This is a genomic window from Pseudanabaena sp. CCNP1317, from assembly GCF_034931345.1.
Classification (GTDB): domain Bacteria; phylum Cyanobacteriota; class Cyanobacteriia; order Pseudanabaenales; family Pseudanabaenaceae; genus Pseudanabaena; species Pseudanabaena galeata.
The window spans coordinates 1-8,322 of sequence record NZ_JAYGIF010000125.1 but is presented as its reverse complement, the minus strand read 5'-3'; the positions used below and the strand labels follow the sequence as shown (position 1 = coordinate 8,322).

At 45.8% G+C, this 8,322-nt stretch carries 8 protein-coding genes; 5 read left to right on the top strand and 3 right to left on the bottom strand.

What is annotated here, in order from left to right:
• Window positions 1–262: 262 nt before the first annotated feature.
• Together VB775_RS22220 and VB775_RS22215 are read right to left on the bottom strand one after the other, a co-directional pair.
• Window positions 263–742, bottom strand: a complete 480-nt coding sequence (locus VB775_RS22220) for a caspase family protein (protein WP_281009542.1) — start codon at window positions 740–742, stop codon at window positions 263–265.
• A 5-nt stretch (window positions 743–747) separates the two neighbouring features.
• Complete coding sequence (locus tag VB775_RS22215; RefSeq protein WP_281009541.1) at window positions 748–1,176, bottom strand: hypothetical protein; 429 nt, start codon at window positions 1,174–1,176, stop codon at window positions 748–750.
• A 163-nt stretch (window positions 1,177–1,339) separates the two neighbouring features.
• Between VB775_RS22215 and VB775_RS22210 the strand changes: the two genes are divergently transcribed.
• From VB775_RS22210 to VB775_RS22190, 5 genes are all read left to right on the top strand, one after another.
• On the top strand, window positions 1,340–1,768 hold the full coding sequence (locus tag VB775_RS22210) for an element excision factor XisH family protein (protein WP_281009540.1): 429 nt from the start codon (window positions 1,340–1,342) through the stop codon (window positions 1,766–1,768).
• The gene (locus VB775_RS22205) at window positions 1,744–2,091 is read left to right on the top strand and encodes a XisI protein (protein ID WP_281009539.1); all 348 of its coding nucleotides are present in this window, start codon (window positions 1,744–1,746) and stop codon (window positions 2,089–2,091) included. The genes VB775_RS22210 and VB775_RS22205 overlap by 25 nt, the downstream gene beginning before the upstream one ends.
• Window positions 2,092–2,178: 87 nt before the next feature.
• Window positions 2,179–2,532, top strand: a complete 354-nt coding sequence (locus VB775_RS22200; protein ID WP_281009538.1) for a hypothetical protein — start codon at window positions 2,179–2,181, stop codon at window positions 2,530–2,532.
• A complete protein-coding gene (locus tag VB775_RS22195) occupies window positions 2,529–2,981 on the top strand; it encodes a type II toxin-antitoxin system VapC family toxin (RefSeq protein ID WP_281009537.1) in 453 nt (150 codons plus the stop codon). Before VB775_RS22200 ends, VB775_RS22195 begins: the two co-directional genes overlap by 4 nt.
• A 37-nt stretch (window positions 2,982–3,018) precedes the next feature.
• Window positions 3,019–5,757 carry a cation-transporting P-type ATPase gene (locus VB775_RS22190; RefSeq protein WP_281009536.1) on the top strand — a complete coding sequence of 913 codons (2,739 nt, stop codon included), beginning with the start codon at window positions 3,019–3,021 and terminating at the stop codon, window positions 5,755–5,757.
• A 58-nt stretch (window positions 5,758–5,815) separates the two neighbouring features.
• Here VB775_RS22190 and mfd read toward each other — a convergent pair.
• Window positions 5,816–8,322: transcription-repair coupling factor (mfd, locus tag VB775_RS22185; protein ID WP_323216948.1), on the bottom strand; the 2,507-nt coding region annotated here is incomplete at its 5' end.

The following is an 8,322-nucleotide window of genomic DNA, read 5'->3' as shown; positions in this document are numbered from 1 at the left end:
CTTTGCTTCTTGATTACACTCTGTCATGAGAAAATACATCTATTATTATTCTGAAGAGCCTAATTCTAATAGCTTTTAGGCTCTTTTTCTTGTTCTCGTTCCCCTTGTCATGCATAATTCAGGCTAACTTCTGTATTTTTGATTAGTTTTTGACCTCTCATAGGATTAATCTGTCTCTTTGTAGCCATTTAAGTCCATTTTTGCCATTAATTCTTGTTTCTATTGCTTTTTCTTCTTTTAATTGATGGAAATCTCTCCATTCTTAACTTAACGATCTGTTTTTGCTTGAATTTCGTTTCTCTTTCTCATCTCGTGAATAATACAGGTTAGAAAACGCCCCACTATGGCAACAGTCCAAAATCACAACTTGACGCTTAGATCGACTCTGATTCATCAAATTATGCACATAGTTTGATGAAACTCCTGTCGGCGGTAAAGCATCCTTAGTTGTCGAGAGTCCTGTCAGATAAAAGTCACTACGACTATCCGTTACACCATGTCCAGAAAAATAAAATACCAACAGGTCGTTATTGGTTCTATTTGCAAACAAGTGATAAATTGCTGTCTCGATCGCACCCTTTTCGGCATCCCTCAAAACCTTGACATCGGACTCTGCAAAGCCGCCAATCTCAGGATTGAGTAAAACTTGGTGCAAAGCATCGACATCCTTCACCGCACTGGGTAAAGGTGTTAGCCCTGCATTGTAGTTACTAATGCCAATTAACAGCGCGTATCGTCCCATAACGACTAAGCCTCAATAAATTCTCTAGCTTTTTGCATCGCAAACTCCAACTCTTCACGGCTACTGGCACTTACTTTTAGTTTTTTACCATTCCCCTCAACCTCAAACGAGATCGGCTTATCGCCAAGGCGATTAACCAAAAAACCCAAAACCTTTTTAGCATTTGCCGCACTAACTTCCGCCATCAGCATTCCCACAAAAAAGCCACCAACGCTCTTATTACCCTTTGGTGGATTAGGATCGCGTACACGATCCACCGCGTCAATATCACTGCGATCGTTTAATGCCTCTAGTAGCTGCACCACCTCATCATCACGCTCGGCATTAGTCAACTCTGGATCGGTAAAGGAGATTGTCAAGGCAAACTGGGATGGATTATTCTCAGAAGACACAAACTTGGCAAATTGTTGCAACTTTTCGACATTGTATCGCATTGTTTAAGCGATCACCGTTGATTTTCTGAAAATTAAAATCGTAGATCCCTAAATTAGCCCAAATTTCATTTTAATCAACCGTCAAGTTTTGCAGAGCGATCGCCATTTAATGAGACTGTTAAAGCGTTACAATGACACCAACGCAATCTCAGCGCAACACTTTATGCCCGCTAAAGACATCTATCACGATAATGTTTGTAATGCCCTCATCAAAGACGGTTGGACGATCACAGACGATCCCCTTGTTCTCAGTATAGGAACACGTTCTGTCTATATTGACTTGGGTGCAGAAAAACTAATCGCCGCCGAACGAGACAATCAAAAAATCGCCGTTGAAATCAAAAGTTTTCTGAGTTCTTCTCCCATCCGTGATTTGGAAAATGCTTGGGGACAATTCTTTTTATATGCCAGAGCGCTCAAAAAAAGAGAACCAGATCGTTGTTTGTACTTAGCGATTAGCCTCAGTACATTTGAGACAATATTTCAAGAGGAAGCTGGACAGCTTATAATAGAAGAACCAGATTTTCGTCTTATTGTTTTTGACCCAGATCGTGAGGACATAATTCAATGGCAACCACAGATAACACCCTAGACTCATGGAGCAAAACCCTAGAAACTTTGCTCCAATACTATGCCGATCTTCCCTATCGCTATGGAGACGTGAGTGCTTACGTTGTCGTTAGCCGCGATCGCAACCACTTCATGCTGATGCGTGAAGGATGGGAAAACAGTCGGCGAGTACATGGATGTGTTGTTCATGCCGAAATTCGTAACGACAAAATCTGGATTCACTATGATGGGATCGAAGATGGCATTACTGATGAACTGGTTGCAGCAGGAGTTCCCAAAGATCATATTGTCCTAGCTTTTCATCCGCCTCAAGTGAGAGCGCATACTGGATATGCTTTGGCATAAGCTCTGAGATGATCGCATCATAAAACGGCGATTTATATGGTGTAATATATAGCTAGTAAACGCTTGAGATCTCTTAGGAGGTGTAAAATGAACCAGAAACGAATTACAGATCTAACCATAGAAGATCTCAAAGCCATGATTACTGAAGTAGTGGTTACGCAGCTACAGCAATGGTTTGGCAAACCCAACTCATCCATTACCACAATCAAACCAGAGCCAACCATCCCCACCAATCAGCCCTACGTTAATGCTGAAGGCGTTTACATACTGCCAACAAGGACATCAGAAGAAGTTGCAGCAAGGGCAAAAGCATTGATTGATCTTTTCGATGAATGGGATAGCCGAGATGATGCTGATGAACAGCGAGAGACATGGGAATATTTGCAACAGGCACTAGGCGAAGAATCGATAACTGAGCGTCCACTCTCACTCACCGCATGATTGTATTACTCGACTCAGCCCCACTCGGCATTCTATCAAACCCCAACTCCACACCCGCTACCCTAGAATGTCGCTATTGGTCAGAAAGATTAGTTACCAAGGGTTATAGGTTAATTGTTCCTGAAATTACCGACTACGAAGTTAGGCGAGAATTGCTAAGAGCCAACAAACTAGCGGGTATTAGGCGTTTAGATCAGCTAAAAAATCGCTTAGAGTATTTACCCCTGACCACAGCAACGATGCTGAAAGCTGCTGAATTTTGGGCAGAAGCAAGACAGACAGGTAAGCCAACAGCCAGTCCAGACGCACTAGATGGCGATGTCATCCTTGCCGCGCAAGCATCACTAATTGCCGAATCACAGGGCGATCGCATTGTCGTAGTAGCCACAACAAATGTGGGACATTTGGAAAGATTTGTAAATGCAAAATACTGGCAAGCGATCGCTTAGGTTATAAGAGATAAGCTCCTCAACCATTGGAAATATAATGCAAGTTCAGCACCCCTCATCGGCTTATCATGTGCTTTCAGAGCATGAAATCATAGAGAGTTTTGGCGGCAATATAGAGACTGGGTTGAACTCTGAAGATGTAGCTCGCTATTATGAACAGTACGGATGGAATGAATTGCAGCTTAAGCAAGGAAAACCTGCATGGTTAAGGTTTTTGTTGCAATTCAATCAGCCACTTTTGTATATTTTGCTCCTAGCTGGCATAGTGAAAGCATTTCTAGGCTCTTGGACTAATGCTGCCGTAATCTGGGGAGTCACGCTGATCAATGCAATTATCGGCTATTTGCAAGAAGCCAAGGCAGAAGGGGCGATCGCCTCCCTTGCCAAGGCAGTCACCACGGAAACCACCGTAATGCGAGAAGGGCAGCCCCTCAGGATTCCCTCGCGAGAACTAGTGCCTGGGGACTTGGTTTTACTGACATCTGGGGATAAAGTCCCAGCCGATTTACGATTGCTGCGGGTTCGGAACTTACAGGTAGATGAATCTGCACTAACGGGAGAATCTGTGCCGATGGAGAAATCTATCAACGTTCTTCCTACAGATACGCCCCTTGCCGAACGGCGCAATATGGCTTATGCAGGCAGTTTCGTCACCTTTGGACAGGGACAAGGGCTTGTAGTGGCAACTGCCAGTGCTACGGAAGTGGGACAGATTTCGCAATCTATGGAAAATCGAGTTAGTCTCAACACGCCCTTGACCCGCAAGTTTGAACAGTTCAGCCATAAATTGCTATACGCCATCTTGACTTTGGCAGCTTTTACCTTTGTGGTGGGTCTAGGACAGGGAAAATCTTGGATTGAAATGTTTGAGGCTTCGGTAGCATTGGCGGTCAGTGCGATTCCTGAAGGACTGCCTGCGGTTGTGACGATTACTTTGGCGATCGGAGTCAATCGCATGGCAAAGCGCAATGCGATTATTCGCAAACTCCCTGCTGTCGAAGCCCTAGGTAGTGCCACAGTCATTTGTTCTGATAAGACAGGTACATTAACGGAAAACCAGATGACTGTCCAAGCGATCTATGCGGGTGGACAGCATTATCGTGTAAGTGGTGGTGGTTATAGCCCAAAGGGTGACATTACTCTAGTCAACGATAGTAATCAAAATATTCCTTTGGGTGAACAAATCCCACCTGTTTTATTGGATTGCTTGACGGCAGGGATTTTGTGTAATGACTCCCAGCTAAAACAAACGGGAGTAGATTGGTCAGTGGTGGGCGACCCAACGGAAGGAGCCTTAATCACAGTAGCTGAAAAAGTGGGGCTAAGTCAGGTAGGGCTGGCTGCGGCAAAGCCTAGACTGGACGCGATTCCCTTTGAGTCCGATTATCAGTACATGGCGACTCTACAAAATACTGAGCCTCGGATGATTTATGTCAAAGGTGCGGTGGAGGCGCTGCTTAGTCGCTGTAACCAAATGCTTGATGCACAGGGCAATGCGATCGCCCTTGACCAAGTGCAAATTAAACAAGAAGTAGATGCAATGGCGGGGCATGGTTTGCGAGTTTTAGCCTTTGCCCACAAAGTAGCGACAGCACAACACGCAATTGACCATGAGGATATTGCCACTGATTTAGTCTTTCTCGGCTTACAGGGCATGATTGATCCGCCTCGTCCCGAGGCGATCGCGGCGGTTCATGCCTGTCAGTCCGCAGGTATTCACGTCAAGATGATTACGGGTGATCACATTGCGACAGCAAGGGCGATCGCGCAACGGATGGGTATTCAAACTGCCTCTGGGGTGATTGCCTTTGGAGGGCAACAATTAGCCCAAATGAATGAGCAGGAAATAGAGCAAGCCGTGACCGAGGGTTCGGTCTTTGCGAGGGTTGCTCCTGCCCAAAAACTGCAATTAGTGGAAGCCCTGCAAGCTCAGGGCAACATCGTGGCGATGACAGGCGATGGCGTGAATGATGCGCCTGCACTCAAACAAGCGGATATCGGGATTGCAATGGGTAAGGGTGGTACGGAAGTTGCAAGGGAAGCGGCGGATATGCTGTTGACCGATGATAATTTTGCTTCAATCGAAGCTGCTGTGGAAGAAGGGCGTACTGTTTTTCAAAATTTGCAAAAGGCGATCGCGTTCCTATTGCCTGTCAATGGCGGCGAATCGATGACGATTTTAATTAGTGCTTTGTTGTCGCGAGATCTGCCGATTTTATCCTTGCAAGTTCTCTGGCTGAACATGATCAATTCGATCACGATGACCGTTCCCCTAGCCTTTGAACCCAAATCTCGCGGTACGATGCAACAGCTGCCCAAAGATCCTCAAGAACCTTTACTAACTCCAAAATTGTTACGACGCATTCTGGTGGTATCCATTTTCAATTGGATTTTGATCTTTGGGATTTTTGAATGGGCAAAGTCCACAACGGGAGATTTGGCTGTATCCAGAACTATGGCAATTCAAGCCTTGGTCGCGGCGCGAATTATCTATTTGATGAGCATTAGCCAACTGGGTACAAATATTGTCCAGTATCTTCTTGGTCGCACTACCGCGATCGCCAAAGCACCAATCCTAATACTCGGCATTGCGATCGCGATGTTTCTTCAAGTTCTTTTTAGTCAATGGAGCGTGATGAATAATCTATTTGCAACGGCTCCCCTAACTGTACAGCAATGGTTGATTTGTTTGCTGCCAATGCTACCGATGATTCCAACTGCGCTTTGGGTCAATCGAATTGATCCGCCACAAGCCAATGCTACAGCAAACCGTTAGAAGAGAGTGTATTCTCTAAATAATCCAAGATGTGAGTAACGGTAATCAGTGCCGCTACTCAATTCAAAAAACAGCCCAACCACTCAATCAAGAAATGCACCTGCTTATCCCCAGGCAGAAGAGCCAAACTCGTGATCTTAATTTTACCCTTCTCGAAAGAGAAACGATAATAGAACTCAATCGGGATCTTCGCATGAAGTAACTCCCAAAGCGAATCCGTCAGCTTTGATTCCAGAAACAAATCGCGCCCATCCTCTGACGCATAAATGCGAAACACCCCAACCTGACGCGCCACTAGCTTCAATTCCATCACCCTAAGCAATACCTGCGTTTCTTCAGGCAAAGCCCCATACAGTCCCTCCCAAACCGCAGCCAACTTGAGAATCTCCTCCTTCGACTTCACCTTCGCCAAAGTCAAATAAGCATTAATCTTCGTCTCATTATCTTCTATGTAACTATCAGGAATAAAAGCAACCAAACGCGGCAACTGAAGCTCCGTATCCGCAACTTCAGGCAAAATCTTCCCCCGTAACTCATTAATATATTCCTGAAGCAAATCCATATATAGCGCAAAGCCAATCACATCCGCCTGACCCGACTGCTCCTCACCCAAGAGATCCCCCAACCCACGAATCTCCATATCGCGCATCGCCAGTTGATAACCCGAACCAAGCTGACTAAACTCCTGAATCGCATCCAATCTCCTCTTCGCTGAATCCGTCAACTCAAGGTTAGGCGGATACAGCAAATAGGCATGAGCCTGAATCCCTGCCCGACCAACGCGACCACGCAATTGATAAAGTTGCGCCAAACCCAACTTATGAGCATCCTCAATCACAATCGTATTTACACGCGGAATATCTAAACCCGACTCAATAATCGTGGTACAGAGGAGAATATCCGCCTCATTGTTATTAAAAGCAACCATCGCCGCCTCTAACTCTGACTCCTGCATCTGTCCATGCGCGATCGCCAATCTCACCTTCGGTAACATCACCTGCAAAGAATCAGCGATCGCCTCAATCCCCTCAATGCGCGGCACGACATAAAACACCTGACCACCACGGTCTAACTCATGGCGAATTGCCGTTTTCACAAGTGACGCATCATAGGCAGACAGATGGGTTTGAATTGATCGCCTTGAGGGAGGAGGAGTGGCAATCACACTCATCTCCCGCACCCCAGAAAGCGCTGCATAGAGAGTACGCGGAATCGGCGTAGCACTCAAAGTTAATAAATCTACATCCCCCTTCATCGCCTTGATTTTCTCCTTCTGCAAAGTCCCAAAGCGTTGCTCCTCATCAATCACCAGTAAACCCAAATCGTGAAACTCAACATCCTTCGACAAAAGCTGATGCGTACCGACAATGACTTGTACCTGACCATCCGCAACCATTTGTAAAACCTGCTTGCGCTCCTTCGCAGGGCGAAACCGATTTACGATATCCACAGTGAAAGGATAAGCCGCAAACCGAGTTTGGAGCGTATGAAAATGCTGTTGCGCCAGAATCGTGGTCGGAGCTAACAGAGCCACTTGTTTACCCGCACAAACCGCTTTGAAAATTGCTCTTACCGCCACCTCTGTTTTGCCAAAGCCGACATCACCGCAAACCAGCCGATCCATTGGGCGATCGCTTTCCATGTCTTGCTTTACATCTTGAACAGCTTTGACCTGATCTGGTGTCAGTTGATAGGGAAAAGAATCCTCCATCTCCTGTTGCCAATCAGTATCAGGTGAAAAAGCATAGCCGACTAAATTGGCGCGGCGGACATAGAGTTGCAGTAAATCCCTTGCTAACTTGTAAATCTCCTTTTGGCATTTGCTTAGCGCGTTATCCCACGCCTTAGTATTGGCGATGCTATTTAACTTGGGCGGCTTATTAGAAGCACTGCGATAGCGGGAGAGGATCTTCTCATTTTCCTGCGCGATCGCTACCGCAGTCTTACCATCAGCAAACTCAATGATGTAATGCGGTTGCTTTTCTCCCTTCACTTCAATGGTTTCAAAGCGCGTAAACTTGCCAATCCCATATTTACGATGCACGACATAATCGCCCACATTTAGCTCGTCAGGATTAACCGACTTAGCCGCATTCATGCGTGAGGGGTGGACAAAGGTTGGTGAGGCTAGTAATTGCTGTCCAAATAACTCGCGATCGGTCAAGAGAGCTAGATTACAACTAGGCAAAACAAAGCCTTGCATCTCCATCAGTCCCGAATATTTCAAAATGACGGGTTTACCAGCTTTCTGAATCCGTGCAATTGACTGCAAATCATCAGAATCACTGACAAAGTTAGCAATGCAGTCATACTCCTTGAGTAAAGTTGCTACGCGCAAAGGTTGCGCCGAAATCAGGGTGACTTGATATTCCGATTTGAGATATTCGCGAATGAGCGCTGCAATCTGGTCAAACTGATGGGGAATTATGGGAATAGAAGAACTGGCAAAGTCAAAAATATTGGCTTTGGGTTTAAGCGATCGCTCGGTAAGCTGAAGCATCTGAAACTTCTTCGCCTCAGTCATGCACTTAGCAAAGTCCCAATGCAGTTTGGATGTAGCTAATT

Coding starts and splice junctions, on each gene's coding strand:
- VB775_RS22205 (WP_281009539.1), top strand. CDS start 1,744: ATGGCAACCACAGATAACACCCTAGACTCATGGAGCAAAACCCTAGAA.
- VB775_RS22195 (WP_281009537.1), top strand. CDS start 2,529: ATGATTGTATTACTCGACTCAGCCCCACTCGGCATTCTATCAAACCCC.
- VB775_RS22220 (WP_281009542.1), bottom strand. CDS start 742: ATGGGACGATACGCGCTGTTAATTGGCATTAGTAACTACAATGCAGGG.
- VB775_RS22215 (WP_281009541.1), bottom strand. CDS start 1,176: ATGCGATACAATGTCGAAAAGTTGCAACAATTTGCCAAGTTTGTGTCT.
- VB775_RS22190 (WP_281009536.1), top strand. CDS start 3,019: ATGCAAGTTCAGCACCCCTCATCGGCTTATCATGTGCTTTCAGAGCAT.
- VB775_RS22210 (WP_281009540.1), top strand. CDS start 1,340: ATGCCCGCTAAAGACATCTATCACGATAATGTTTGTAATGCCCTCATC.
- VB775_RS22200 (WP_281009538.1), top strand. CDS start 2,179: ATGAACCAGAAACGAATTACAGATCTAACCATAGAAGATCTCAAAGCC.